This is a genomic window from Bradyrhizobium sp. 2S1 (assembly GCF_011516625.5).
GTDB lineage: Bacteria > Pseudomonadota > Alphaproteobacteria > Rhizobiales > Xanthobacteraceae > Bradyrhizobium > Bradyrhizobium septentrionale.
The window spans coordinates 5,400,983-5,427,010 of record NZ_CP147717.1; the positions used below are offsets into that span (position 1 = coordinate 5,400,983).

General features: G+C 65.2%; 20 protein-coding genes and 1 pseudogene. 17 read left to right on the forward strand and 4 right to left on the reverse strand.

Annotated features, from left to right (window positions below):
* Positions 1–16 precede the first annotated feature (16 nt).
* Positions 17–1,741, reverse strand: a complete 1,725-nt coding sequence (locus HAP54_RS25565) for a SulP family inorganic anion transporter (RefSeq protein WP_166304808.1) — start codon at positions 1,739–1,741, stop codon at positions 17–19.
* Between the two features lie 53 nt (positions 1,742–1,794).
* Entirely contained in the window at positions 1,795–2,394 is a 600-nt protein-coding gene (locus tag HAP54_RS25570) for a TetR/AcrR family transcriptional regulator (protein WP_166308372.1), read from the reverse strand.
* Between the two features lie 204 nt (positions 2,395–2,598).
* Between HAP54_RS25570 and HAP54_RS25575 the strand changes: the two genes are divergently transcribed.
* Positions 2,599–3,843, forward strand: a complete 1,245-nt coding sequence (locus HAP54_RS25575; protein WP_166304811.1) for an efflux RND transporter periplasmic adaptor subunit — start codon at positions 2,599–2,601, stop codon at positions 3,841–3,843.
* A gap of 52 nt (positions 3,844–3,895) precedes the next feature.
* Here HAP54_RS25575 and HAP54_RS25580 read toward each other — a convergent pair whose 3' ends face one another.
* A complete protein-coding gene (locus HAP54_RS25580) occupies positions 3,896–5,230 on the reverse strand; it encodes an IS1182 family transposase (RefSeq protein ID WP_166202952.1) in 1,335 nt (444 codons plus the stop codon).
* A 222-nt stretch (positions 5,231–5,452) separates the two neighbouring features.
* On the opposite strand from HAP54_RS25580, the gene HAP54_RS25585 reads away from it, so the two are divergent.
* Positions 5,453–6,787 carry an MFS transporter gene (locus HAP54_RS25585; protein ID WP_166304814.1) on the forward strand — a complete coding sequence of 445 codons (1,335 nt, stop codon included), beginning with the start codon at positions 5,453–5,455 and terminating at the stop codon, positions 6,785–6,787.
* Positions 6,788–6,879: 92 nt separating this feature from the next.
* On the opposite strand, the gene HAP54_RS25590 is transcribed toward HAP54_RS25585, so the two are convergent.
* A complete protein-coding gene (locus tag HAP54_RS25590) occupies positions 6,880–7,878 on the reverse strand; it encodes a LysR family transcriptional regulator (protein WP_166304817.1) in 999 nt (332 codons plus the stop codon).
* 303 nt (positions 7,879–8,181) lie between these two features.
* Between HAP54_RS25590 and HAP54_RS25595 the strand changes: the two genes are divergently transcribed.
* The 15 genes and pseudogenes from HAP54_RS25595 (at position 8,182) to recN (ending at position 26,021) form a co-directional block, all read left to right on the forward strand.
* The gene (locus HAP54_RS25595; RefSeq protein ID WP_166296915.1) at positions 8,182–9,525 is read left to right on the forward strand and encodes an IS1380-like element ISBdi2 family transposase; all 1,344 of its coding nucleotides are present in this window, start codon (positions 8,182–8,184) and stop codon (positions 9,523–9,525) included.
* Between the two features lie 829 nt (positions 9,526–10,354).
* Positions 10,355–11,506 carry a putative lipid II flippase FtsW gene (ftsW, locus tag HAP54_RS25600; RefSeq protein ID WP_166304820.1) on the forward strand — a complete coding sequence of 384 codons (1,152 nt, stop codon included), beginning with the start codon at positions 10,355–10,357 and terminating at the stop codon, positions 11,504–11,506.
* Positions 11,507–11,541: 35 nt separating this feature from the next.
* Entirely contained in the window at positions 11,542–12,642 is a 1,101-nt protein-coding gene (murG, locus tag HAP54_RS25605; RefSeq protein ID WP_166304823.1) for an undecaprenyldiphospho-muramoylpentapeptide beta-N-acetylglucosaminyltransferase, read from the forward strand.
* A gap of 37 nt (positions 12,643–12,679) precedes the next feature.
* Positions 12,680–13,519: a class I SAM-dependent methyltransferase gene (locus HAP54_RS25610; protein ID WP_166304826.1), complete on the forward strand. Its 840-nt coding sequence runs from the start codon at positions 12,680–12,682 to the stop codon at positions 13,517–13,519.
* A gap of 25 nt (positions 13,520–13,544) precedes the next feature.
* Entirely contained in the window at positions 13,545–13,751 is a 207-nt protein-coding gene (locus HAP54_RS25615; protein WP_166304829.1) for a hypothetical protein, read from the forward strand.
* Complete coding sequence (murC, locus tag HAP54_RS25620; RefSeq protein ID WP_166304832.1) at positions 13,748–15,151, forward strand: UDP-N-acetylmuramate--L-alanine ligase; 1,404 nt, start codon at positions 13,748–13,750, stop codon at positions 15,149–15,151. The genes HAP54_RS25615 and murC overlap by 4 nt, the downstream gene beginning before the upstream one ends.
* A 292-nt stretch (positions 15,152–15,443) precedes the next feature.
* Positions 15,444–16,361, forward strand: a complete 918-nt coding sequence (murB, locus tag HAP54_RS25625; RefSeq protein ID WP_166304835.1) for a UDP-N-acetylmuramate dehydrogenase — start codon at positions 15,444–15,446, stop codon at positions 16,359–16,361.
* Positions 16,361–17,347 carry a D-alanine--D-alanine ligase family protein gene (locus HAP54_RS25630; protein WP_166304838.1) on the forward strand — a complete coding sequence of 329 codons (987 nt, stop codon included), beginning with the start codon at positions 16,361–16,363 and terminating at the stop codon, positions 17,345–17,347. Before murB ends, HAP54_RS25630 begins: the two co-directional genes overlap by 1 nt.
* Positions 17,348–17,472: 125 nt before the next feature.
* A pseudogene (locus HAP54_RS25635) lies at positions 17,473–17,739 on the forward strand (hypothetical protein); the annotation flags it as partial.
* Positions 17,679–18,689, forward strand: coding sequence for a cell division protein FtsQ/DivIB (locus tag HAP54_RS25640; RefSeq protein WP_166304841.1), 1,011 nt, complete (start codon positions 17,679–17,681; stop codon positions 18,687–18,689). The pseudogene HAP54_RS25635 and the gene HAP54_RS25640, both read left to right, overlap by 61 nt.
* Positions 18,686–20,002 carry a cell division protein FtsA gene (ftsA, locus tag HAP54_RS25645; RefSeq protein ID WP_029078900.1) on the forward strand — a complete coding sequence of 439 codons (1,317 nt, stop codon included), beginning with the start codon at positions 18,686–18,688 and terminating at the stop codon, positions 20,000–20,002. Before HAP54_RS25640 ends, ftsA begins: the two co-directional genes overlap by 4 nt.
* Positions 20,003–20,091: 89 nt before the next feature.
* Positions 20,092–21,873: a cell division protein FtsZ gene (gene ftsZ / locus HAP54_RS25650; protein ID WP_166304844.1), complete on the forward strand. Its 1,782-nt coding sequence runs from the start codon at positions 20,092–20,094 to the stop codon at positions 21,871–21,873.
* A 348-nt stretch (positions 21,874–22,221) separates the two neighbouring features.
* Positions 22,222–23,184, forward strand: coding sequence for a UDP-3-O-acyl-N-acetylglucosamine deacetylase (gene lpxC / locus HAP54_RS25655; protein WP_166304847.1), 963 nt, complete (start codon positions 22,222–22,224; stop codon positions 23,182–23,184).
* Positions 23,185–23,428: 244 nt separating this feature from the next.
* Positions 23,429–24,337: an outer membrane protein assembly factor BamD gene (locus HAP54_RS25660; RefSeq protein ID WP_414645861.1), complete on the forward strand. Its 909-nt coding sequence runs from the start codon at positions 23,429–23,431 to the stop codon at positions 24,335–24,337.
* Between the two features lie 13 nt (positions 24,338–24,350).
* A complete protein-coding gene (gene recN / locus HAP54_RS25665; protein ID WP_166304852.1) occupies positions 24,351–26,021 on the forward strand; it encodes a DNA repair protein RecN in 1,671 nt (556 codons plus the stop codon).
* Positions 26,022–26,028: the final 7 nt, after the last annotated feature.

A 26,028-nucleotide genomic window follows, 5' to 3' on the forward strand; every position in this document is an offset into this window, starting at 1 on the left:
ACGACCTGGATTGAACCTAGGATATAGCCCGGTCTTCCCAGTCCTCCCAAGTCACGTCGTCATTGATCTCGAGGTAGCGCGAAACGGCGACGCCGATGGTCGGGAAGAAGTTGTTCTCGCCAAGCTGCGCCAACAAGCCGAATTTCTTCAGCTTGTCCTTGACGGGATCCTTGAGCTCGGCAAAGCACAGCTCGATCTCGCGCGCCTGCAGCGCCTCGTCCAGTTCGGCGAGAATGTCGCCGGCGGTAACGTCCACGCTGGTGACCGGCTCGGCCGCAACGACTAGCCAGCGCACCGGCGTCGGAGATTTCGCCACGGCATCCAGCGCACGTTCCTTGAAGAACTCGGCATTGGCAAAGAACAGCGGCGCATCCCACCGGAACAGGACCAGCCCGGGGATTTGGCGCGCGTCCGGATATCGCGTAATGTCGTGATAACCCTTCACGCCGGAGGCGCGACCCAGCACGGCGGAATGGGGCCGCCAGCCATCCCACAAGAACTCGATGATCGCGATCACGATGGCGAGGCCTATTCCCGGAATCACTCCCAGCACGGCCACGCCAACAAAGCAGACCACCGATAGCCAGAACTCCCACTGCTGGATGGCGTAGATTCGCCTGAGATCGCTGAACTCAAACAGGCCGAGCGCGGCGGCGATGACCACGGCGGCCAATGCGGCGTTGGGCAAGTGCTGGAGCAGGTTCGGCGCCATCAGCAGCAGAAGGCCGATGGCAAGCGCGCCGATGACGCTGGTGAGTTGGGTGCGCGCTCCGGCGGCTTCCGCAACGGGCGTGCGCGATCCGCTGCTGCTGATCGGAAAGCCCTGAAAGAAGCCGGCCGCCAGATTGGCCGCGCCGAGCCCCACCATCTCCTGGTTGGGATCAACGCGATCGCCCAATCGTCCCGCATAGGCCCGCGAAAGCACGCTGGTGTCGGCGAATGACACCAGCGCGACGGCGCAACCGCCGATCAGCACCTGCACGATATCGCCATAGCCGATCCGGGGAATGGCGAATCCCGGCAGGCCTTGGGGAAGCGAACCCAAAACTGTCACGTTAAAGCGCGCTCCGAGATCGAGCACGCCGGTGACGACCGTCGCCGTAACAACGGCAATCAGAATGCTCGGCAACCGCTTGTTCCGTGCGAGCAGCAGGATCACCGCCAACGTGGCAAGGCCGATCCCGAGGGCGACCCAATTTGTCTTTCCGTCAAGGATCGCTCCGCCGATCGCCCAGAGGCTGCGCAGAGGTCCATCGCTTTCGATGGAGAAGCCGAACAGCTTTGGCAGCTGGCTGATCAGCACGGTCAGGGCAATCCCATTCATGTAGCCGTAGCGGATCGGCTTGGAGAGAAGCTCGGTCAAGAACCCCAACCGCGCGATGCCCGCCACGATGCATATCGTTCCGGAGACGACGGCCATCATGGCGGCCAGGGTTACCGCGCGCAGGGGATCGCCGCCCGACAGCGGAACGACAACGCCAAGGATGACGGCCGCAAGCGCCGAGTCCGGTCCGAGGACGAGGATGCGGCTCGGCCCGAACAACGCGTAGACGAGGAGCGGGATGATCGTCGCGTAAAGTCCGTAGATGCCAGGCAGGCCCGACGCTTCCGCATAGGCGATGCCGACCGGGACCAGCATGGTCGCGAGCACAAGCCCGGCGAAAATGTCGTGTGGAAGCCACGCCGCTTCATATCGACGGACCGTGTTGAGACCTGGCAGCCAGCCGGTCCAATGATTCATCGCCGGTCACTCCCAACCCCGTTGGAGCTCGCATGCGCTTGACGTGAACCGCTTTACCCTTTCGCCTGCTCGTCGAACGCTTTCAGCGACACCGCTGCGATCTCGCGCAGCGCGTTGCGGTCGGCGCCCGAGGAGGCCATCACGCACATGCCTGATATGACCGCGGAGAGATAGCGGGCGAGCATGGCCGGATCGGCGCTTTCGTCCAGGTCGCGTTCGGCCTTGGCGCGGACAAAGCGTTCGCGCAACTGGTCTTCGGTGTGGGTGCGGCGCGCCGCCAGTTCGAATGGAACATTTTCCGAGCCGGTGCCGCAGGCAAGTCCGCCCTGGACCAGCAGACAGCCGGGCGGGTTGGCGGGATCGGTCTGGGCGTCCGCGTGCTCCATCAGAAATCGTTCCGCCACCTCGCGGGCGGTGGCGGCGCCCAAAACCGTTTCCATCCAGGCGTCACGGCGCTCGGTGTAGCGGTCGAGCGCGGCCTTCAGCAGGCCTTCCTTGCTGCCGAAGGCGGCATAGAGGCTCGGCGGATTGATGTTCATCGCCTCGGTGAGCTGCGCAATCGTCGCGCCCTCGTAACCATGGCGCCAGAACACGTCCATCGCCTGGTCCAAAGCGGCATCCGCGTCGAAAGCGCGCGGGCGTCCCATACCCATTTTCGTTACTCCGTAAGCTGGGTGCCCGTTTCTGTGACGGATTGTCCCTGGCTTATCCTCTTGTTGCACGTGATGTTTTTCCGCGGCTTCTCATTTCCCCACGAATGCGCTAAGAAAATCATAGTGCTCGATACATAAGTATCTTGCGGACCGGCGTCCAGCTCCACATCTGTAGTGAACACTACAGATATCTGGAGCGCGCGAATGCCCTCGTCAACCCAAAATCCCCGTTCCGGCCGCCTCCGACGCGTCGTCGGCGGTATTGTGATCCTCGGCGCCCTCGCTGTCGCCGGTTCGATCGCGACCGGCCACTATTTTCATGCCGCCCAGGCGACCGCCACAGCGGCCGCCCCCGAACCGGCAGTGCCGGTGACCGTGGCTGTGATCCAGCCGCGCCCGACCACGCTGTTCGATGACTTCTCGGGCCGGCTCGAGGCCGTCGACCGCGTCCAGCTCCGGCCGCGGGTGGCGGGCGCGATCCTGGCGACCAACTTCACCGAAGGCGCGCTGGTGAAGTCTGGCGACATCCTGTTCAAGATCGACCCCGCGCCCTACGCCGCCGAGGTCGACCGCGCCCAGGCACAGCTCGAGGCCGCCAGGGCCCGTGCCGTGTTCACCGCGAGCGAAGTCGAGCGCGGCGCCCAGCTGGTCGGCAACAACATCGTTACCAAGCGCGATTTCGACCAGCGCGACAACACCAACCGCGAGGCGATCGCCAACGTCAAGGCGGCTGAAGCCGCGCTGCAGACCGCAAAACTCAATCTCGATTACACCGAGGTCCGCGCACCGGTCGACGGCCGGGTCGGCAGGATCGAGATCACGGTCGGCAACCTGGTCGCGGCGGGCACCTCGTCGCCGGTGCTGACCTCGCTGGTCTCGGTCAATCCGATCTATGCGAGCTTCGATGCCGATGAGGAAGTCGTGTTGCGCGCGCTGAACTCGATCGCGGACGCCTCTGGCAAGCGCGGCAATCTCGATCAGATCCCGGTCGACATGGTGACCTCAGGCGGCCTCAGCGCCAAGGGGCACATCCAGCTGATCGACAACCAGGTCAACGGGCAGAGCGGCACCATCCGCGTCCGCGCCGTGTTCAGGAACGATGACGGCCGGTTGATCCCCGGGCAGTTCGCCCGCGTGCGCATGGGCCAGCCGAAAGAGCAGACGATGGTGCTGATCGACGAGCGCGCCGTCGGCACCGACCAGGACAAGAAGTTCGTCATGCTGGTCGGCGACGACAGCCGCGCGGTCTATCGCCCGGTCACGCTCGGCGGTGCGGTCGACGGCCTGCGGATCGTGACCGCCGGCCTGAAATCCGGCGACCGCATCGTCGTCAACGGCCTGCAGCGCGTGCGTCCCGGTGCGCTTCTGAAGATGGAAGTCGCCGAAATGGGCGCGCGCGGCATGCAGCAGGCATCCACTGAAACCAACCAGCACGTCGTGCAGCGCTAGGAGCCCGTCCAGATATGTTTTCGTGACGGGCATTTGTTGTAGAGTAGCAGGCTCAGGCTGCGTTTGCGAGGTTGAACAGCTTGAGGAGGTTATGGACGGTGCAGATCATTGTCCACTCGGCGCGCACTTTCTCGATGCCCCGCAACAGGAACTGGCGGAAGCCTCTTGCCTGTTTGATCTGCCCGAACACCGGCTCCACCACTTGCTTTCGCAATCGGTAGGGTGTTTCGAAGCCGCCATCGTCGATCTTCTTTCGCATGGCCTGTGTCAGTGGGCCGCCGACTTTTCCGTTCGCTACTGTCGGGTGCTTGGCGCGTCCGGGCGCGACATAGCCATCGATGCTGCGTGTGTCGAGCGCTTCGAGATTGGCTTCGCTGCAGTAGCCGGAATCCGCTGAGGCCTGCCGCGGCTTGCGGCCAAGATTGCTCTCGATGGCCTCGATCAGGGGCACCAACTGGCCCTGATCGCTGCCGTGCTGGGTCAGTTCTTGCGCGACAATGATCTGGGCATGTGCATCGACGGCCGCCTGGGCATTATAGGCCTGAACGAAGCCATCCTTCGACTTCATGATGCGGCTTTCCGGATCGGTGAAGTTGCGTTGCGCCTTGGGATTGGGTTCCTCCGATGGCAGCGCCGCCGGTTTGCCCGGCTTCTTGCGGCCTTCGGCCTGGCGCTGCTGTTCCTTTTCGGCCTCGATGCGGCGCTCTTCCTCCGCCGCCAGTTTGGCGTCCGCTTCCAGCGCCGCCATCGCTTGCTGGATCTTCGCCAGCCGTTTCTGCTTGTCGACGGTCCAGTCCGGCAGTTCGTCGCTGTTGCCGAAAGTCTCATCCTCCGAGGCATCCGCCGCCTCGGCGGCCGCCAGCATGCGAGCGACCTCGGCCTTCAATTCCGCCTCGCGCTTCTTCATGCGCTCATAACTCATCGCCTTGTGTTTCGACGCGTTCGCCTTGATCTTCGTACCATCCAGCGCGACATGACCGAGCTTGACCAGCCCGGCCGTCTCGCACAACTTCAGAACCTGCACGAATAGCGCGCCGAGCGCCTTCAAATGTCGCTTGCGAAAGTCGCTGATCGTCCGAAAATCCGGCGCATCCAGCGCCACGATCATCACAAAATCGTTCCGCTCCCGGCAGGCCTTGGCAATCCGACGCGACGAATACAGCCCACTCGCATAGCTATGCAGCAGCAGCGCCACCATCATCCGCGGATCAAACGGCGGCTGCCCAAGCCCGCTCACATAGCTGCCCATGATCTCCCTGAGATCGAGGCTCTCCCGCACCAGATCAACCATAAACCGCGAGACATGGCCTTTCGGCACGAAGTCCTGCACATTCGGCGGCAGAAGCAGCGTCTGATCGATGTTCCAAGGCCGAAAATACTTGCTCATCGCCCAATGTTGAATCAGACCCGACCAGATTTGAACAGCGACTATCCAGACAAGCTCCTAGGTCCGGGACCGGTGGCATACGTCATACCGTTGCATGTGCAACTATTTTACTCGCGCCATGCGCGAAGTTCTGCTATCGCGGCGACCAGCATCGTGCGGGGGTGTGCCGTGGCGGCAGTTGAAGCGCCCCCTCACAGACAAAACGGATACAGGGGAGGCCACATGTCCATCGAACTGTCCGCGCGCTCGCGCGGCGCTGAACTGTCGGATGAGGAGCGCAAGGTCCTCACCGCAACGCTCGTCGGCACCACCATCGAGTGGTACGACTTCTTCGTCTACGCCCAAGCGGCGGGCCTGGTGTTCGGCGCGCTGTTCTTCGCGCCGATGAACGCGAACAATCCGCTGCTGGCGCAGATCGTGTCGTTTGCGACGCTCGGCCTGTCATTCCTGTTCCGCCCGTTGGGGGCCATCGTCTGCGGCCATCTCGGCGATCGCTTCGGGCGCAAGAACATGCTCGTGGTCACGCTGCTGTTGATGGGGGCGGCGACCGCGCTGGTCGGCCTGCTGCCGACCTACGCGCAGATCGGTGCCTGGGCGCCGGCGCTCCTAATTCTTCTCCGCATCCTGCAAGGCTTCTCGGCCGGCGGCGAGTGGGGCGGCGCGGCGCTGATGTCGGTGGAATCCGCGCCCGTCGACCGGCGCAGCTTCTTCGGCTCGTTCCCGCAGATCGGCACGCCGCTCGGCATGATCCTGGCGACCGGCGTGCTCTGGGTGCTGACCGCGACGCTCGGCAAGCAGGCGATGATCGAATGGGGCTGGCGGATTCCGTTCCTGCTGTCGATCCTCCTGATCCTTGTCGGCATCGTGATCCGCCGCACTGTCGAGGAATCCCCGGTGTTCAAGGCGATGCAGCGCCGGCACAAGGAATCCTCGGCGCCGCTCAAGGAGCTGATGCGCAATCACAGCAAGGAGATCCTGCGCACCGCATTGATCTTCATGGCTAACAATGCGGCCGGCTACATCCTGATCGCGTTTCTGATAAGCTACGGCACCAACACGCTGAAGATGCCGTCCGAGCAGCTGCTGCTGATCGGCACGCTGGCCGCGGTGAGCTGGTTCATCTTCACGCTGGTCGGCGGCATCCTCGGCGACAGAATTGGCCGCGTGCGCTGCTTCCAGATCGGCTACACCCTGATGGTGCTGTGGGCGGTGCCGATGTGGTTCTTGATCGACAGCAAGAATTTGCTGCTGTTCTTCGTCAGCGCGGTCGGCCTCACCATCGCGCTCGGTCTGTCCTATGGTCCGCAGGCGGCGCTCTATGCCGAGCTGTTTCCGGCCAAGGTGCGCTACTCCGGCGTTTCGATCGGCTACGCGCTCGGCGCCATCTTCGGCGGCGCCTTCGCGCCGATGATCGCGCAATGGATCATCGGCATCTACGGCCAATCCTGGCGCGTCGGCGTCTATATCGGGGTGCTGGCACTGATCTCGCTGATCACGGTGTCGACGATCAAGGATCCGCAGGGCGTCGATTTGAACGTCCACGATGCAGGGACGTAGGCGCCGTGGCTCAGGGGCGGATTAGCCGGCCGAGTGGGTGAAGGGTGAAAGCCGACTATGTGTTGGAGTTCTCCGCGATAAAGTCACAGCTTTCAATCACGTAGCCTTCTCGTCTTGCGGGCCGCGCGCTGTGCGGGGAGCCGATGCTTCCCTTTCGTGTTGGCTGAGGCCGGCTCCGTCGGGCGCGTGATCGGAAACGTCTCGCGCATATGCTCTGCGAGCATTGCACAATAGTCGGTCGCGAAACGAGGCAAGGGGCGCCGCTTGTCCCAAGAGATGGTCAGGGGCTCCTGCAACACCCGGCGCCTGTGCGTGAGACCGACAATCCTCAATTCGTAGCGCTGGCACTGCAGCTGGGAAGGAACGATCGCTATGCCGTGCCCTGCCTCGGCGAGTGCCAGCAAGGTGTGCGGGTTCCGGCTCTCGAATGCGATCGCAGGCTTCAGTCCCGCCATGCGGGCTGCCGCGTCGAAAGCACGCCGAAATCCGAATCCGCTGTCCATCAGCAGCAGCGGAAACTCGCCAAGGTCGGCTACCTCGATCGTCGTTTGAGGGCCAAGCGGCATCGAGGGATGGCAGGCAGCCAGCAGCTCTACAGATCCAAGCGGAAGGCTGCCGTAGTGCTGTTCGCTCAACTTGACTGCGTGCAGCAGGTTTTGGCCGAGATGAATTTCACCGCGTTCGAGCATCGTCAATATTTCGTTGCCCGTCCCCTCCCTGATCCTTACTTCAACGCGGGGATAGCGCTTCGCATATCGGTGCAGAAATTGCGATAGGACACTCTCGATGTGTTGTGGCGACCCGGCTATCTTTAGAACTCCCGTGTCTCCCTGGCGGAGCAACTGAGCCTGCTCTTTCAGTGAGCTGGCGCTGTTGAGCAGCAGTCGGCAGCCTGCAATCAACTGCTCGCCTTCACCGGTCAGCAAAAGGCGGCGCCCGACCCGATCGAACAGCCGAAGGCCGAGCTCCTGCTCAAGTCCGATGATTTGCCTGGACAGGGCCGGCTGAGCGACCCGCAACCGCAACGCAGCTTTCGAGACGGTGCCGAGCTCGGCCACGGTCAGGAACGTGAGGGCCTGTCGAAGGTTCATGCCCGCTTATACCATTACGGCATGAACTTTCAGAGAATATATGCATTGGACACGTTTTGGGCCCGGGCGGACAGTCCTGTCGGCTGCTGCTCGTGGCGGCGGCGACATCGAGGGAGGCCCGCATGAATGCTCGAAGCAAGATCGGTCTCGTCATGCTCACATGCGCCACTTTGGGTGCTCTAGCCCGTCTTATTCGTCAGAGTGCGCCTGAGAGGCTGGCGAGCGTGGTGTAAAGCGCTGATGCGGCGTAGGATTCGGTTGCAAAGCCAACCCCATCACCTCAACCGCGAACGCCAGCCCGCCATGACCGATGATACGATTCTGCCCTTCTCGTTTCCAGCCGTTCACGCCAAGAAAGTCACAGCTGCCTTCGATGGCGGTCGGCTGACCTCGAACGGGGGCGTGATGCTTCTGGCGATGGCCGAGCGGCGTCTCGGCTTGGCCGACAATTTGGCCCGGGTGTTCCCGGATCGGCGCGATCCGACGCGGGTCGTGCACAGCCTTGTCGATATGTTCCGCGCGCGCATGTTCGCGATCTGCTGCGGCTACGAGGACGCCGACGACCTCGATCATCTGCGGTCCGATCCCGCATTCAAGCTGGCCTGCGGACGGCTGCCGGACACGGGTCGCGATCTGTGTTCCCAACCGACGCTGTCGCGGCTGGAGAATGCTCCGCGCCTGCGCGACGTGATCCGACTGACCTACACTTTGGTCGACGCATGGATGGATAGCTACCCGCGCGAGCCGGCATCCGTCACGCTCGACATCGATGATACCTGCGATGTCGTCCACGGCCATCAGCAGCTCTCGCTGTTCAACGCTCATTATGACGAACGCTGCTTCCTGCCGATCCACGTCTACGACACGGAGAAGAGCCGGCCCGTGGCGGTCGTGCTGCGGCCCGGCAAGACGCCGGGCGGCGTCGAGGTGCGTGCCCATCTGCGCCGCCTGATACGGCATATCCGGACGCGGTGGCACAACAGGCGAATTACGTTCCGTGGCGACGGGCACTATGCTCGGCCGGAGGCCATGACGTGGTGCGAGACCAACGGCATCGACTACATCTTCGGTCTGTCCGGCACCAAGCCGCTCGCCAGAAAAGTCGACGAGGCCGCCGACGACATCCGCACGCGACGCGCCATCGAGAACCTGCCGGTTCTGCGTGGCTATACCGAGACGCGCCACAAGGCCAAGTCCTGGGATCGCGAACGGCGTACCGTCGCCCGTATTGAGGCGACGATGCTCGGCCTCGACATCCGTTTCGTCGTCACCAGCCTCGATGTCGGCTCGGCCGAGTGGATCTACGACAGCCTGTATTGCGCGCGCGGCCAAGCCGAGAATCTGATCAAGCTGCATAAGACACAGCTCGCCTCCGATCGCACCAGCTGCCGTTCGGCGCTCGCCAATCAAGTCCGCCTCGTTCTCCACACCGCCGCTTATTGGCTGATGCTGACCGTGCGCGACGCGATTCCCAAAGCCCGGGAATTGGCCACAGCCGAGTTCGCGACGCTGCGTCTTCGTCTCTTGAAACTCGCTGCCCGTGTCGTCGAGACCACGAGCCGCATTCGCCTTGCGTTTGCCGCGGCATGTCCCGAAGCCGACCTGATCCGCGGCTTGCCAGGCGCGCTGCTGCCGCTCGGTCCTTGACCGGCGGGGCGTCCGCCCCCCGTTCGCCCAACCCATCCCTCAAGCGCGTTGCAAAGTACGGGTCGTCAGGCGGTGAAAAGCCGAAGGCAATCCCGCGCGCCTCGTCAGAGCAGATGTGCGGCCACATCAATCGGACTAAAAAAAGCACTCTCACGAATAGGACGGGCTAGGGCCTATTGGGGCCCGGCGGGTTTCGGTGGGCCTTTTGTTCTTTCAGCAGAAATCGAAAAACGCCCGTATTTTCCGGCGCTTCCGCCATTTTCAACAGGCCGAAATAGCGGCTGGACTTGAAGTCGTGTGGTCCTGACGCCCTAGCGGCCGGTGTCCCCTTCAGCAAGAGGCTTACGCCTCTTGCTGAAGGCGGTGACAAAAAAGCCCAGTCTCGCCGGGGAGAGCACGAAATAGGCCGTAACCCATCGCGCAGGGAAAGCCGGGTTGTTTCCGGTTACACCTGTGGTCCTACCTCCGGTGCTTTTTGTTGCACCGGACCCATGGGTGCGATCGGCACCCGGCTTTCCCTGCGCCCTCTGTTTGATGAGAGGGCGGAACGAAGAGCAAAGCTCGGGCAATCATGTCGCGAGAACGTGGAGCTGCGTCCCCATCCACAACAGTCATCGCCCGGCTCGACCGGGCGATCCAGTACGCCGCGGCCTCTCAACTCAAGCACGGAAGTCTCTGGAATACTGGATCACCCGCATGCGCGGGTGATGACATCGAGGGTGCCGCGAGCTTCCCCAATCCACTCCCTCAAAAGTTACCCAATCCGTTAACCCCTTGGAAACCATCCTGCGCCACCAATGGACGTTATCTCTGCCATCTGGGGACGCCCATGCTCGCCCGTGACCAACGCACCCCGTTCTCGGACTGGTGGTGGACCGTCGACAAGCTGCTGCTTGTCGCGATCGCCGCGTTGATGCTGGCCGGCGTCATCCTGTCGCTGGCGGCGAGCCCGCCGGTGGCGACCCGGATCGGGCTCGATCCGTTCCACTTCTTCAACCGCCACGTCATGTTCCTGGCGCCATCGCTGATCGTGCTGATCGGGGTGTCGTTCATGACGCCGCGGCAGATCCGGCGCACCGCGCTGATCGTGTTCGCGGTCTCGATCGCGCTGATCGTGCTGACGCTGCTGATCGGGCCCGAGGTCAAGGGCTCGCGGCGCTGGATCACGCTGCTCGGTGTCAACATCCAGGCCTCCGAAGCCGCCAAGCCTTCTTTCGTGATCGTCGCGGCCTGGCTGTTTGCGGAATCGACCAAGCGGCCCGAGATGCCGGCGACCTCGATGGCGCTGGTGCTGCTGATGACGCTGGTCACGCTGCTGGTGATGGAGCCCGACTTCGGCCAGACCATGCTGATCCTCACCGTGTGGGGCGCGCTGTTCTTCATCGCGGGCATGCGGATGATCTGGGTGTTCGGGCTCGCCGGCGCCGCTGGCGCGGGCCTGTTCGGCGCCTATCTGCTGGTGCCGCACGTCGCCGGTCGCATCAAGCGCTTCATGAATCCCGCCTCCGGCGACACCTTCCAGGTCGACACCGCGATGGAAGCGTTCTGGAACGGCGGCTGGTTCGGGCTCGGGCCGGGCGAGGGCATCGCCAAACGCAGCCTGCCGGACAGCCACACCGACTTCGTGTTCGCGGTCGCGGCGGAAGAGTTCGGCATCATCCTCTGCCTGATGCTGGTCGCGCTGTTCGGCTTCATCGTGGTCCGCACGCTGACCCGCGCCTATGCCACCGAGGACATGTTCTCGCGCTTTGCGGCGTCGGGGCTTGCGATCCTGTTCGGCGTGCAGGCGACGATCAACATGGCGGTCAATCTGCAATTGATCCCGGCCAAGGGCATGACGCTGCCGTTCATCTCCTATGGCGGCTCCTCGTTCGTCTCGCTCGCCTATGGCGTCGGCATGATGCTGGCGCTGACGCGGCAGCGGCCGCGCACCGAGATCGAATCGATGGAAGGCGCCAGCGCTCGGCGCGCCTACGCGTAGGTGACTGTGACTGCGGCGTCGGTTATCTGAAGGCCATGGACAACGCGCCCCTGATTCTGCTGGCGGCCGGCGGCACCGGCGGCCATTTGTTCCCGGCCGAAGCGCTCGCCGTGGAATTGATCAGACGTGGCCTGCGGGTCCGGCTCGCCACCGACGGCCGCGCGCTGCGCTATTCCGGCCTGTTCGGCCGGGAGAGCATCGACCTGGTGCCGAGCGCGACCGTGCGCAGCCGCAACCCGCTCTCGCTGGCGCAGACCGTGCTGATGCTCGGCTACGGCACGCTGGTCGCGGCCAATCTGGTGCGCCGGCTGAAGCCGTCCGCCGTGGTCGGCTTCGGCGGCTACCCGACCTTGCCGCCGCTGATCGCGGCGCGGATGCTCGGCGTCCCCGGCATTATCCACGACGCCAATGCGGTGCTCGGCCGCGCCAACCGTTTCCTCTCCGGCCGCGTCAACGCGATCGCGACCTCGCTGCCCGGCGTGCTCGATCGCGATCCCGCGCTGGCCGGCAAGGCGACCACCGTCGGCACACCGATGCGGCCGGCGATCCTGGCGGCCGCCGCAGTGAAATACACGCCGCCCGAGGTGGACGGGCCGCTGCGCCTGCTGGTCGTCGGCGGCAGCCAGGGCGCGCGGGTGATGAGCGACATCGTGCCGCCGGCGATCGAGCAGCTCGCGCCCGCGCTGTGGAGCCGCCTGATCGTCACCCAGCAGGTGCGCGAAGAGGACATGACCAGGGTGCGCGCGGTTTACGACCGGCTCAGGATCGATGCCGAGCTCGCGCCGTTCTTCGCCGACCTGCCGGCGCGGCTGGCCTCGAGCCAGCTCGTCATTTCGCGCTCGGGCGCCGGCACCGTGGCCGAGCTCGCCGCGATCGGCCGGCCCTCGATCTTGGTGCCGCTGCCGGGCGCGATCGATCAGGACCAGTTCGCCAATGCCGGCGTGCTGTCGCAAGCGAACGGCGCGCTGCGCATCGCGCAGAGCGACTTCACGCCCGAAAGACTCGCCGCCGAGATCACGGCCTTCGCTGCGGAGCCGCAGAAATTGACCGCGATGGCGGAAGCTGCGCGCGGCGTCGGCCGGCTCGATGCCGCCGAGCGGCTGGCGGACCTGGTTGCCAAGGTGGCCGGGATTTGATGCGCCAATCCAGCAGGACGCCGGGGGAGACTTGAATATGACGGGCCTGTTGATTCACTCCGTCTCGGAATTCTCGGATCTGATCCTCGAGGCGCTACGCCTGGCCGACGCGCAAAACATCGTCGAGATCGGTGCGGAGTATGGCGGCATGTCGGCGCTGCTCGCCGAGCACTGCCGGGCGCGCGGCGGTCAGCTCACCAGCGTCGATCCGGCGCCGAAGCGCGAATTCCTCGATTGGGTCAACGCCAATCCGGATGTGCATCACGTTGCGAAGACCAGCCTCGATGCCTTCGCGGAACTCGATGCCGCCGACGCCTGGATCGTCGACGGCGACCACAATTGGTACACGGTCTATCACGAGCTCCGGCAGATCGAGGTGATCAGCCGCCGCGCCGGCCAGCCTGTTCTGGTCTTCCTGCACGATGTCGGCTGGCCCTGCGGGCGGCGCGACATGTATTACACACCCGAGCAAATTCCGGCCGCCTACCGCCATCCGCACAGTTACGACGCGGGCGCCACGCTGGATCGCCCGGTGCTGGTCGAGGGGCGTGGCTTTCGCGGCGCCGGCCTCGCTGCATTCGCAAACGTCGCCGGCGGCGCGCGCAACGGCGTGATGACCGCGATCGATGATTTCCTGGCGGAGGAGCTGGCGCAGGGCAGGGAGTTCGGTTTCGCCGAGATCCCCGCCGTATTCGGCCTCGGTGTGCTGTTCGACATGAACGCGGCCTGGAGCGCATCGTTGGCCGAACTCGTGCTGCCCTATCACCTGAACAAGCTGCTGCGCACGCTCGAGACCAACCGGCTGCGCAACTATCTTCGCGTCATCGAGATGCAGGATGAACTGGCGGCGCGTGCCGTGCGATTGGGAGCGGCGTAACCGCCGGGCCGGGATGGAGATGTCCGTGATGCTCGATCTGAGGCACTGGCCGGTAGTCGGCGATCGCGACATTTCCGCGGCCGAAGGCCGCAAAAAGCCCTTGTCACGCATGGGAAAAGCGGGGCATCCAGTGGTCAGCGCCGCCGATGTGAGGCGCACAGAGAAGCTCAATCGTCCGCTCCGCAGCGGTGCCCGCATTGGGCGGATGATGATGTCAGGAACCGGATCATGAGACTGCCGCGCGAGATCGGACCCATTCACTTCGTCGGGATCGGCGGCATCGGTATGAGCGGCATCGCCGAGGTGCTGATCAATCTCGGCTACACCGTGCAGGGCTCGGACGCGTCGGACAATTACAATCTCGACCGGCTGCGCAAGAAGGGCGCAAAAGTCTCGGTTGGCCACACCGCCGAGAATGTCGACGGTGCCGATGTCGTCGTGGTCTCGACCGCGATCAAGCGCGACAATCCCGAGCTGATGGCGGCGCGCGCGCAGCGCATTCCCGTGGTGCGGCGCGCCGAGATGTTGGCGGAGTTGATGCGGCTGAAGAGCTGCGTCGCGATCGCCGGCACCCATGGCAAGACCACCACGACCACGATGGTCGCGACCTTGCTCGATGCCGGCGGGCTCGATCCGACCGTGATCAATGGCGGCATCATCAATGCCTATGGCTCCAACGCGCGGCTGGGGGCCGGCGACTGGATGGTGGTCGAGGCCGACGAGAGCGACGGCACCTTTCTGAAGCTGCCGTCGGATGTTGTCATCGTCACCAATATCGATCCCGAGCATCTCGATCACTTCAAGACCTTCGAGGCGATCCAGGACGCGTTCCGCAATTTCGTCGAGAACGTTCCGTTCTACGGCTTTGCCGTGATGTGCACCGATCACCCCGTGGTGCAAAACCTGGTCGGCAAGATCGAGGACCGCCGCATCATCACCTACGGACAAAATCCGCAGGCCGATGCGCAGCTCCTGGATCTGACGCCGATGGGCGGCGGCTCCAAGTTCACGGTCGCGATCCGCGATCGCAAGACCGGCGCGACGCACGAGATCGCGGATATCATGCTGCCGATGCCGGGACGCCACAATGCATCGAACGCGACGGCGGCGATCGCGGTCGCGCACCAGCTCGGCGTGACCGACGACGTGATCCGCCAGGCCATGGCCGGCTTCGGCGGCGTCAAGCGGCGCTTCACCAAGACCGGCGAGTCGAACGGCATCACGGTGATCGACGATTACGGTCATCATCCGGTCGAGATCGCAGCGGTGCTGAAGGCGGCGCGGGAATCCACCAACGGCAAGATCGTCGCCGTGGTGCAGCCGCATCGCTACACCCGCCTGCAGTCGCTGTTCGAGGAATTCTGCACCTGCTTCAACGATGCCGATGCGGTCGTCGTCGCCGAGGTCTATCCGGCCGGCGAGACGCCGATCGCAGGCATCGACCGCGATCACTTCGCCGCCGGCTTGCGCGCGCACGGCCATCGCAGCGTGGTGCCGCTCCCGAACGCGGGCGAGCTCGCGAAGATCGTTCACGGTCTCGCCAAGTCCGGCGACCTCGTCGTCTGCCTCGGCGCCGGCAACATCACGCAATGGGCCTACGCATTGCCCGGCGAATTGAAGGCGCTGGGGTGATGATGTTCGCTCTTGCCGCTGCCGAACAGCTGCGCAGTCACGAAGGCCGGCGTATGCCGCCACCCCTCTCCCTACCCCTCCCCCGCAAGGGGGGAGGGAACCCATCCGCCAGTGCGTCCCTGACTCGTGCAAAGAGTCAGAGTGCAGCTGTGACGCTACGTGAAGTGAGTACGCTAGTCAGGCTCCCTCCCCCCTTGCGGGGGAGGGTTGGGGAGAGGGGTAAGCCCCGGGCGCTGACGGCAGGCGTAACACGATGCGGTATCAACCCGTTCCATGAGCCGATTGACCCCGCATGACCTTCCCCGACATCACGCCCGATCTCAAAGCCGCGATGCCGGAGCTGCGCGGGCGGCTGCTGGCGAACCAATCGCTTGCGGAGCTGACGTGGTTTCGCGTCGGCGGTCCGGCGCAGGTGCTGTTCACGCCGGCGGACGAGGATGATCTCGCCTATTTCCTGACGCGCCTGCCGCAGCAGCTGCCGGTCTATGTCGTCGGCGTCGGCTCCAATCTGATCGTGCGCGACGGCGGCATGCCAGGCGTCGTGATCCGGCTGGCGCCGCGTGCGTTCGGCGAGACCAGCGCGGCCGATGATGTCGTCACTGCGGGTGCCGCGGCGCTCGACAAGCGCGTGGCTGAAACGGCGGCGGCCGCCAACATCGGCGGCATGGAATTCTTCTTCGGCATTCCCGGCACGGTCGGCGGCGCGCTGCGCATGAATGCCGGCGCCAATGGCGGCGAGACCAAGGACGTGCTGGTGGAAGCGACCGGCATCGGCCGCGACGGCACGAAGCATACGTTCGGCAATGCCGACATGAGGTTCGTCTATCGCAACAGCGGCGTCGATCCGTCCGTCATCTTCACCTCGGCGCGCTTCCGCGGCAGGATCACCGCATCAGATGCGATCCGCGCCCGCATGAACGAGGTGCAGACCCATCGCGAGACCGCGCAGCCGATCCGCGAGAAGACCGGCGGCTCGACCTTCAAGAATCCGCCCGGCAACAGCGCCTGGAAGCTGATCGACGCCGCCGGCTGCCGCGGCCTCAAGGTCGGCGGCGCGCAGGTGTCGGAGATGCACTGCAATTTCCTGATCAACACCGGCAACGCCACCGGGCACGACATCGAGACGCTCGGCGAGACGGTGCGTGAACGGGTCAAGCAAACCAGCGGGATTGAGCTGCACTGGGAAATCAAGCGGATCGGGAACAGCTGATGCAGGTCACCATTCTGTTCGGCGGCACCAACAAGGAGCGGCTGGTCTCGGTGGCGAGCGCGCAGGCGCTGCATCGCGCGCTGCCTGACGCGGGGCTCTGGTTCTGGGATGTTGACGACACCGTGCATGCGGTGACGTCCGAGAAGCTGCTCGGTCACACGCGGCCCTTCGAGGTTGATTTCAAGCCCGAGGGGCGCGGCATCGCGCTCGAGGAGGCGCTCGACAAGGCTGGCGCCGAGCAGCGAGTGCTGGTGCTTGGCCTGCACGGCGGCCGCGCCGAGAATGGCGAGTTGCAGGCGATGTGCGAGATGCGCGGCGTCGCGTTCACCGGCTCAGGCTCGGCGTCGTCGCATCTGGCGTTCGACAAGCCGTCGGCCAAACGCTTCGCGGCGATCGCAGGTCTCAACGCGCCGCTGGGCATCGCCGTCGAACGGATCGATGCGGCCTTCGCCCAACACGGCAGGCTGATCGCAAAGCCCGCCAAGGACGGATCGAGCTACGGCCTGATCTTCGTCAACGCAGAGCAGGACCTTGTCGCCGTTCGCAATGCCGCCAGGCATGAAGACTATCTGATCGAGCCGTTCGTGTCGGGCGTCGAGGCGACCTGCGGCGTGCTCGAGCAATCCGACGGCACGGTGTTCGCGCTGCCGCCGATCGAGATCGTACCGGCGGAGGGCAGCTTCGACTACACGGCCAAATACCTTCTGAAGTCGACCCAGGAGATCTGCCCCGGCCGCTTCGAGCCGGAGGTCAGCGCCGCGATCATGGATCATGCGCTGAAGGCGCATCGCGCATTGTCCTGCACCGGCTACTCACGCAGCGATTTCATCGTCTCAGTGAACGGGCCGGTCTACCTCGAGACCAACACGCTGCCGGGGCTCACGGCGGCGTCATTGTACCCTAAGGCCTTGAAAGCGCAGGGCATCGCCTTTGCAGACTTCCTGATCGACCAGATCGAGATCGCGCGCCGCCGCGTCCGGAGTTAAGGCCGACCGGGCGGGAACCCGCGAGACTTGGCCGGATGGAACCCGGACGCTGTTGCTAAAATGCTAACGGGTTCGCGGCAAAGTCCTCAAAGCGTTGATCAAAACACACTCCAGGCTGAAGTCGTTTACCGTTTGTTTACCAGGAAGCCCGAAGGTTAACGCTGGCGGCGCATGTAGCGCTTGGCTGCCGGGGCGTGAGCTGTCGCGGATTACCGCTTCGAGGATCGCAACCAGGGAACAGGGGGCCACTCTAATCCCACCGGTCTAGCCGAGACGTGACCTGTGCCGGGACCCGCAGGGTTTGGCGGGCACAACATGACGAGCTCGTGCAATGGATGGTGCAGGACGCCTCACTCGATCGCTGCGATCGCTGGGGCCTCAAGCTGACCTGAAAGCAGCCGCTATTGGAGCGGCGGTGCTGCTGCGCGAGTATGTCGGCGCCCATCTCGCACGCCGCCGCCGGCGTCCCGCCGCCAGACGGCCGCAGGTGATCGATCGCGAGCCGCCGAACCGCTTCATCCTGACGGTCGAACGCTATCTGCCGCGCCGCATCGGCCTGGTCGCGACGCTCGCGATCCTGTTCGGCAGCGCAGGCTTCGGCATCGTCCGCGGCGGCCATGTCGAGGAATTCACCACGGCGCTCAGCGATACCCGCAACGCGCTCGCCAACGCCGCGGGCTTCCGCATCACCACCGTCGGCATCAACGGCCGCAAGCAGCTGAGCCAGGACGAGGTGCTTGCGATCGGCGGCGTCAACGGCCGCTCATCGCTGCTGTTCCTCGACGCCGACACCGTGCGCGCCAAGCTGAAGGCCAATCCCTGGATCGCGGACGCCACGATCCTGAAACTCTATCCGGGCCGGCTGCAGATTGACATCGTCGAGCGCACCGCCTTCGCGCTGTGGCAGCAGAACGGCCGCCTGTCGGTGATCGCCTCCGACGGCGCGGTGCTCGAGCCCTACGTGTCACGTCGCTTCCTCAACCTGCCGCTGGTGGTCGGCAAGGGCGCCGACACGCGCGCCCAGGACTTCCTGGCGCTGCTCGACCGCTACCCGCAGGTGCGCTCGGTGACCAAGGCCGCGATCTTCGTCGGCGAGCGGCGCTGGAACCTGCGGCTGAAGGACGGCCTCGACATCCGCCTGCCGGAGAACGACGTCGGCAATGCGCTGGCCGCGCTCTCCAGGCTCGACAAGGACGAGAAGCTGTTCTCGCGCGACATCGTCGCCGTTGACATGCGCCTGCCGGATCGCCTGATCGTGCAATTGTCCGAGGACGCCGGCAAGGCGCGCGACGAGCTGTTCAAGGACAAGAAGTCCAAGAAGAAGGCCGGTGACTCCGCATGACCGGCCTCGATCGCAACCTGACCCCGAAGACCCGCCCGATGCAGAAGCGCACCGCGATGGTGGCGTCTCTCGACGTCGGCTCCAGCAAGATCGCCTGCATGATCGCGCGGCTGAAGCCGTCGCCGCCGAACGAGGCGCTGCGCGGCCGCACCCATGCGGTCGAGCTGATCGGCTACAGCCAGATCCAGTCGCGCGGCGTCAAGGCCGGCTCCGTGGTCGATCTCGCCGAATGCGAGAAGGCGGTGCGCCATGCCGTGGCGTTGGCCGAGCGCATGGCCAAGGTCCGCGTCGAATCCGTGCTGCTGTCGGTCTCCGGCGGCAGGCTGCACGGCCAGCTGGTTGAAGCCGCGGCCGATATCCGCGGCGGCTCGGTCACCGCGGACGATATCAGCCGCGTCACCTCCGCCGGCATGCGCCACGCCGCCGGCGCCGGCCGCACCGTGCTGCATGCGCTGCCGGTCGGCTACGCGCTCGACGGCGTCAAGGGCATCCGCGATCCCAGAGGCATGGTGGCGCGCCAGTTCGGCGTCGACATGAACGTGGTGACGTCGGATGCGACGGTCGCCAAGAACCTGATGCTGGTGGTCGAGCGCTGCCATCTCAACGTCGAAGCCATGGCGTCGAGCCCCTATGTCGCGGGCCTCTCGGTGTTGACCGATGACGAGGCCGACCTCGGCGCCGCCGTCGTCGAGATGGGCGCCGGATCGACGACGATCGCGACCTACTCGGGCGGACGCCTCGTGCACGCATCGGGTTTTGCGCTCGGCGGACAACATATCACGATGGATCTTGCGCGCGGCATCGGCGCGTGCATTGCGGATGCCGAGCGAATCAAGACTTTATACGGCACGGTGCTGACCGGCGGTTCGGACTCGCGTGAGCTGATGTCCGTTCCCACTGCAGGCGATGATCGGGAGACTCCGCAAATCGTGTCCCGCGCCACGATCGCGAACATCGTCCGGCATCGCGCCGAGGAGATCTTCGAAATGGTCCGTGACCGGCTCGCGGATTCCCCCTTTGCGGCCGAGCCGAGGGCGCGCGTCGTGCTGAGCGGCGGCGCATCCCAACTCACCGGCACCATCGAGCTTGCCACCCGCATCCTGAACCGCCAGGTCCGCATCGGCCGCCCGCTCGGCTTCGGCCGGCTGCCGAACGAGGCGAAAGGCGCCTCGTTCTCGGTGCCGACGGGCCTCCTGGTCTATCCGCAATACGCTCATCTTGAACATGTCGAACCGCGGCGCACGCGGCAGCTCAGGACAGGGACAGACGGCTACTTCGGAAAGGTCGGACGATGGCTTCGCGAGGGCTTCTGATGACCGCATCCCGGCTCACCCCATTTTCACCAACTCCCGCGCCCCGTGGCCGGGGCGAACCCACGCGCGCGTAATCGAGAGAGGCAACCATGGCACTCAATCTGACACCCCCTGACATCAGCGAGCTGAAACCGCGGATCACTGTCTTCGGCGTCGGTGGCGCGGGTGGCAATGCCGTCAACAACATGATCACTGCCGGGTTGCAGGGCGTCGACTTCGTCGTCGCCAACACCGACGCACAGGCGCTGACCATGTCGAAGGCGCAGCGCATCGTCCAAATGGGCACCCAGGTCACTCAGGGCCTCGGCGCCGGTTCGCAGCCCGATGTCGGTGCTGCGGCCGCGCAGGAGGTCATGGACGAGCTGCGCGATCATCTCACCGGCGCCAACATGGTGTTCGTCACCGCCGGCATGGGCGGCGGCACCGGCACCGGTGCTGCGCCCGTGATCGCCAAGGCGGCCCGCGAAATGGGGATCCTCACGGTCGGCGTGGTCACGAAGCCGTTCCACTTCGAGGGCCAGCGCCGCATGCGCACCGCCGAGCACGGTATTTCCGAGCTGCACAAGGTGGTCGACACGCTGCTGATCATCCCGAACCAGAACCTGTTCCGGGTCGCCAACGAGAAGACCACCTTCGCCGACGCGTTCGCGATGGCCGACCAGGTGCTGTACTCGGGCGTCGCCTGCATCACCGACCTGATGGTCAAGGAAGGCCTGATCAACCTCGACTTCGCCGACGTCCGCGCCGTGATGCGGGAAATGGGCAAGGCGATGATGGGCACCGGCGAAGCCACCGGCGAGAAGCGCGCGCTGACCGCAGCCGAAGCTGCGATCGCCAACCCGCTGATCGACGATAGCTCGATGAAAGGCGCCCGCGGCCTCCTGATCTCGATCACCGGCGGCAAGGACCTGACCCTGTTCGAGGTCGACGAAGCCGCGACCCGCATCCGCGAGGAAGTCGATGCCGACGCCAACATCATCGTCGGCGCCACCTTCGACGAATCGCTCGACGGCGTCATTCGCGTCTCGGTGGTCGCAACCGGCATCGAGCAGGCGGCGATCGCCTCCCGTGCCGCGGCGCCCGCGCAGCAGTCGGGCGGCTCGCCGGAGAGCCGGCTGGCCGATCTGACTGCCCGCCTGCGGGCCGACAACCAGCGCATGGCCGAGCGTTCCCAGAAGCTGGAGCCGCCGACCGGCGTGACGGTCGCGCCGATTGCGGCTCCTGCCGCCGCCCAGCAGCGTCCGGCCGTCGAGCGCGCAGCGCTCGCGGCGATCGCGGCCGCGGTTGCTCCGGACAGCGCGCCGGCTCAGGCGCCGATGCAGCCGGGCTCCTATGGTGACGTCACCGTGCGGCCGATCGCCCAGAAGCCGACCTTGTTCCCCGACCACGAGGCAGCCAAGGCCGAGCAGCACGAGCCGATGCCGCCCGAGACCTTCATCCCGCAAGCGGCCGAGCGTTCGCCGGTCCGCGCCCCGCGGATGCCGAAGTTCGAGGATTTGCCGATGCCGGCGCAGGCGGAGATTCGCCAGGCCCATGACGGTGAGGCGGAGCACCCGCAGAAGACCCGGCTGTCGCTGCTGCAGCGGCTGGCCAATGTCGGCCTCGGCCGCCGCGACGAAGAGACCGAGCCGCCGATCGCGGCCCGCGCCTCCAATCCGGCGATGCCCGTGATGCCGCCGCTGCCCGACCGCAAGCAGGCCCGCAGCGTCGCGCAGCAGATCTCGGCGAACGAATCGCCGGTATCGGAATATGCGAAGCGTCCGGCGCCGCAGGGATTGGACGCTCACGGCCGCCCGGCACCTGTTGCGCCAACGCCACAGGGTGACGACCATCTTGATATCCCGGCCTTCCTGCGCCGGCAGGCAAACTGAAGTTTGTTACAACCTTGGCGACAAAGAAGGCCTCGGCGGGGAACCGCCGGGGCCTTCTCCTTTTTGCGGGCAGGCGGTTGTGGTTGCCAAACAAGTAACTGATTTTAAATCATTAATTATTCTTTCGGTGATCTGATGGCCGCGCTTCGAGGGCCGATTTCGCTGCCGCAATTAGGTTAACCTTGGGCGTGAATGCGGCCGAGATGGGGTAACAATCGGTAAAGAAGCGTGAGTTGGCGCGGTTTAGGAAATCACTATGGTCTGCCGTGACTTGGGGAGCTCAAGCGAGTCGGCCTGGGGAAATTTGGCCACTTGAATTGAGTGAAGTCGGGTAGTGGGCATTATCGAATGAAGTTCAGCCGTCAAACCACGCTTCGGTCGCAGGCCACCGTGACTGGCGTAGGCGTTCATTCCGGTCTTCCTGTCAGTCTTACCTTGGGACCGGCGCCCGTTGATTCGGGTTTCATTTTTGTCCGCACCGGTCTCGACGGTGCCGACCGCGAAGTCGCCGCCAACGTTGACGCCGTGATCGCAACCGAGTTCGCGACGGTGCTGGGTGACCGCGAAGGGCCGCTGGTTTCGACCGCGGAACACGTGCTCGCTGCGCTGCGCGGCATGGGCGTCGACAACGCCACCATCGAAATCGACGGGCAGGAAGTTCCGATCATGGACGGCAGCGCTGCGGCGTTTGCCGCAGCCATCGATCAGGCCGGCATTGTGACCCAGCCTGCCGTCCGCCGCTTCATCCAGGTGCTGAAGCCGGTGCAGGTCAAGATCGGCGACGCGATGGGCGAGCTGCGTCCGTTCGCCGGCGGGTTCCGCGCTGAAGTCGAGATCGAATTCACCAACAAGGTGATCGGCCACCAGACCTTCTCGTTCGACCTTTCGCCGGAAGGCTTCCGCCGCGATGTCGCCCGTGCCCGCACCTTCGGCTGCATGAACGACGTGGCGCGGCTGTGGGGCGCGGGCTTCGCGCTCGGCGCCTCCTTCGACAACACGGTGGTGTTCGACGAGGCCCGCCTGCTCAACACCGAGGGCCTGCGCTACGCCAACGAGTGCGCCCGCCACAAGGTGCTCGACGTGATCGGCGATCTCGCTCTGGCCGGTCTGCCGCTGCTCGGCAGCTACCGCTCGGTCCGGGGCGGTCACAAGCTCAACAACGCGGTGCTGAAGGCGCTGCTCTCCGACCGCAGCGCCTGGCGCGTGGTCGAATCGGAAACCGCCCGGCGGCCGGTCCGTGGCCATGTCGAGGCCGGTGCAAGCACCGTGGGCGGCTTGGTTTCCCCGGCCTATGGTCCGGACGTGTCCTGATCGCCGCAGGCGGTTGGGCCCCAATTTCCGTAACAACCACAGCAGGCTGTGAGCTTCGTCAGGTCGCCTTATTCCGGGCGGAATGGCTTCGTATTCGGTTGGTCCGAGGTCATTTTTCGGCTAAACAGGCCCGCGGTTGCGAGTGACGGCACCAAAGCTGCGGGAATATTGCATCCATGACCGCGGTTCATGGGTGGAGTGGGGTCGCCGTTAACCGCATCAAAGGCGTCAGGTTTTACAATCCATGTCGGCAATGCGTATGGCGCTCGAACCACGCTCCTCTTCTGACGTCACCGGCCTGACGAAGGCCGCGCGCACGCTGCGTTTTGCGGCGGGCCTGATTGTGCTGGCACTGCCGCTCTCAGGCTGCGGCACCGGCGCGCTGTGGGACAAGTTCATGGCCAAGGACGACACGTTCGTCGATGAGCCCGCGGACAAGCTCTACAATGAGGGCTTGTACATGATGAACGAGAAGAAGGACCTGAAGGCCGCCTCGAAGAAGTTCGAGGAAGTCGACCGTCAGCATCCCTATTCGGACTGGGCGCGCAAGTCGCTGTTGATGTCGGCCTATTCGTTCTATCAGGCCGGCGACTATGACAGCTGCATCGGTTCTGCCACGCGCTACGTCACGCTGCATCCCGGCAGCCCGGACGCGTCCTACGCCCAGTACCTGATCGCTGCATCGCATTTCGACCAGATCCCGGACATCTCGCGCGACCAGGGCCGCACCGAGAAGGCGATCGCGGCGCTCGAAGAGGTGGTGCGCAAATATCCGACCTCGGAATACGCCACCCAAGCCAAGTCCAAGATCCAGGCGGCACGCGACCAGCTCGCCGGCAAGGAAATGGCGGTCGGGCGCTACTACATCGAGAAGCGCGACTTCACCGCCGCGATCAACCGCTTCAAGACCGTGGTCACGCAGTACCAGACCACGCGCCACGTCGAAGAGGCGCTGTACCGGCTCACCGAGGCCTATATGGCGATCGGCATTGCCGGCGAGGCGCAGACCGCCGCCGCGGTGCTTGGCCACAATTTTCCAGACAGCCGTTGGTACAAGGACGCGTATAATCTAGTAAAGTCCGGCGGTCTCGAGCCGAGCGAGAATCAGGGTTCCTGGATCAGCAGGACCTTCAAGAAGATAGGTCTCGGCTAGGAATTGTCCTCGCATGCTGGCGCGTCTGTCGATCCGTGACATCGTCCTGATCGAACGGCTCGATATCGAATTTTCCCGTGGGCTCGCGGTGCTGACCGGCGAAACCGGCGCAGGCAAATCCATCCTGCTCGATGCCTTTGCGCTGGCGCTTGGCGGCCGCGGCGATGCCGGACTTGTGCGCCACGGCGCCGAGCAGGGCCAGGTCACCGCCACGTTCGATGTTCCGAAGGCGCATCCGGCGGCCAAAATCCTGGCCGAGAATGGCCTCGACGACACCGGTGAGATGATCCTGCGCCGCGTGCAGCTCGCCGACGGCCGCACCCGCGCCTTCATCAACGACCAGGCGATCAGCGTGCAGACCCTGAAGGCGGTCGGTGCCGTTCTGGTCGAGATCCACGGCCAGCATGACGAGCGCGCTCTGGTCGACGCCTCCACCCATCGCCAGCTGCTCGATGCCTTCGCCGGCCATGAGAAGGACGTCGCGGCGCTGGAAGCGCTGTGGGATATCAGGCGGACCGCCAATGCCGACCTCGACGAACATCGCGCCGGCATGGAACGCGCCGCGCGCGAGGCCGATTATCTGCGCCATGCCTCGCAGGAGCTGAAGGCGCTGGCGCCGAAGGAGGGCGAGGAGACCGAGCTCGCCAACCGCCGCACCACCATGATGCAGGGCGAGAAGGTCGCCACCGATCTGCGCGAGGCGCAGGAGGCGATCGGTGGCTCGCATTCGCCGGTGTCGGCGCTGTCGGCCGCGGTGCGGCGGCTGGAGCGGCGCGCCGCCAATGCGCCCGCCCTGATCGAGCCCGCGGTGAAGGCGATCGACATCGCGATCAATGCGCTGGAAGAGGCCGACCAGCACCTCAACGCTGCGCTGGCGGCGACCGATTTCGATCCGGCCGAGCTCGAGCGCATCGAAGAGCGGCTGTTCGCACTGCGCGCCGCCTCGCGCAAATATTCGACGCCGGTCGATTTGCTGGCCGCGCTGGCTGCGCAATACGCGGGCGACGTCGCGCTGATCGATGCCGGCGCCGACCAGCTGAAGAAGCTGGAAGCGGCCGCCCGTGAGGCCGACCAGCGCTACGCTGCTTCTGCCGTAAAACTGTCGGCGGCGCGCACCAAGGCGGCCGAGAAGCTCAACAAGGCCGTCAATGCCGAGCTCGCCCCGCTCAAGCTCGAGCGCGCGAAGTTCATGACCCAGGTCGAGAGCAACGCCGCCGCGCCGGGCCCGCAGGGCATCGACCGCGTCGAGTTCTGGGTCCAGACCAATCCGGGCACCAAGCCGGGACCGATGATGAAGGTCGCCTCCGGCGGCGAGCTGTCGCGCTTCCTGCTGGCGCTCAAGGTCGTGCTGGCCGATCGCGGCTCGGCGCCGACCCTGGTGTTCGACGAAATCGACACCGGCGTCGGCGGCGCGGTGGCGGACGCCATCGGCTCGCGGCTGGCGCGCCTCGCCGGCAAGGTTCAGGTCATGGCGGTGACGCATGCGCCGCAGGTCGCGGCGCGCGCCAGCCAGCATCTCCTGATCTCCAAGGATGCGCTCGACAAGGGCAAACGCGTCGCCACCCGCGTCAACGCGCTCGCCGCCGACCACCGCCGCGAGGAGATCGCGCGCATGCTGGCCGGCGCCGAGATCACCGCCGAGGCCCGCGCCGCCGCCGAACGCCTGCTCAGGGCGGCGAGCTAGTCGCGCC

Excerpts from the sequence above, each read along its gene's own strand:
- HAP54_RS25565 (WP_166304808.1), bottom strand. The coding sequence starts at position 1,741 with ATGAATCATTGGACCGGCTGGCTGCCAGGTCTCAACACGGTCCGTCGA.
- HAP54_RS25570 (WP_166308372.1), bottom strand. The coding sequence starts at position 2,394 with ATGGGTATGGGACGCCCGCGCGCTTTCGACGCGGATGCCGCTTTGGAC.
- HAP54_RS25575 (WP_166304811.1), top strand. The coding sequence starts at position 2,599 with ATGCCCTCGTCAACCCAAAATCCCCGTTCCGGCCGCCTCCGACGCGTC.
- HAP54_RS25580 (WP_166202952.1), bottom strand. The coding sequence starts at position 5,230 with ATGAGCAAGTATTTTCGGCCTTGGAACATCGATCAGACGCTGCTTCTG.
- HAP54_RS25585 (WP_166304814.1), top strand. The coding sequence starts at position 5,453 with ATGTCCATCGAACTGTCCGCGCGCTCGCGCGGCGCTGAACTGTCGGAT.
- HAP54_RS25590 (WP_166304817.1), bottom strand. The coding sequence starts at position 7,878 with ATGAACCTTCGACAGGCCCTCACGTTCCTGACCGTGGCCGAGCTCGGC.
- HAP54_RS25595 (WP_166296915.1), top strand. The coding sequence starts at position 8,182 with ATGACCGATGATACGATTCTGCCCTTCTCGTTTCCAGCCGTTCACGCC.
- ftsW (WP_166304820.1), top strand. The coding sequence starts at position 10,355 with ATGCTCGCCCGTGACCAACGCACCCCGTTCTCGGACTGGTGGTGGACC.
- murG (WP_166304823.1), top strand. The coding sequence starts at position 11,542 with ATGGACAACGCGCCCCTGATTCTGCTGGCGGCCGGCGGCACCGGCGGC.
- HAP54_RS25610 (WP_166304826.1), top strand. The coding sequence starts at position 12,680 with ATGACGGGCCTGTTGATTCACTCCGTCTCGGAATTCTCGGATCTGATC.
- murC (WP_166304832.1), top strand. The coding sequence starts at position 13,748 with ATGAGACTGCCGCGCGAGATCGGACCCATTCACTTCGTCGGGATCGGC.
- murB (WP_166304835.1), top strand. The coding sequence starts at position 15,444 with ATGACCTTCCCCGACATCACGCCCGATCTCAAAGCCGCGATGCCGGAG.
- HAP54_RS25630 (WP_166304838.1), top strand. The coding sequence starts at position 16,361 with ATGCAGGTCACCATTCTGTTCGGCGGCACCAACAAGGAGCGGCTGGTC.
- HAP54_RS25640 (WP_166304841.1), top strand. The coding sequence starts at position 17,679 with ATGGATGGTGCAGGACGCCTCACTCGATCGCTGCGATCGCTGGGGCCT.
- ftsA (WP_029078900.1), top strand. The coding sequence starts at position 18,686 with ATGACCGGCCTCGATCGCAACCTGACCCCGAAGACCCGCCCGATGCAG.
- ftsZ (WP_166304844.1), top strand. The coding sequence starts at position 20,092 with ATGGCACTCAATCTGACACCCCCTGACATCAGCGAGCTGAAACCGCGG.
- lpxC (WP_166304847.1), top strand. The coding sequence starts at position 22,222 with ATGAAGTTCAGCCGTCAAACCACGCTTCGGTCGCAGGCCACCGTGACT.
- HAP54_RS25660 (WP_414645861.1), top strand. The coding sequence starts at position 23,429 with ATGTCGGCAATGCGTATGGCGCTCGAACCACGCTCCTCTTCTGACGTC.
- recN (WP_166304852.1), top strand. The coding sequence starts at position 24,351 with ATGCTGGCGCGTCTGTCGATCCGTGACATCGTCCTGATCGAACGGCTC.